Origin of the sequence: Metabacillus sp. 84, from assembly GCF_050107715.1 — a bacterium.
Taxonomy (GTDB): Bacteria; Bacillota; Bacilli; order Bacillales; family Bacillaceae; genus Metabacillus_B.
Genome location: NZ_JBNILN010000046.1, coordinates 1 through 245, shown reverse-complemented (window position 1 = coordinate 245; position 245 = coordinate 1). Strand labels below are relative to the sequence as shown.

The following is a 245-nucleotide window of genomic DNA, read 5'->3' as shown; positions in this document are numbered from 1 at the left end:
GTGTAGATTTAGGTTTGAAAGTTCCTGCGGTAGCCATCACAGATGATGACAAGGTTTGTTTCTTTGGAAACGGTAGACAAAACAAATACATGAAGCGTACATTCCGTTCCAAACGCAAAACATTGGGCAGGAAGAAAAAACTCAATGCCATCCGTAAATTGGATGATAAAGAACAGCGATGGATGAAAGACCAAGACCACAAGGTGAGCCGTGCAATCGTCAATTTTGCAAAAGACAATCACATT

Annotated in this window: 1 pseudogene; it reads left to right on the top strand. The window is 40.8% G+C overall.

Features of this window, described 5'->3' with window-relative positions:
- A pseudogene (locus tag ACQCV8_RS20255) lies at positions 1-245 on the top strand (RNA-guided endonuclease TnpB family protein); the annotation flags it as partial.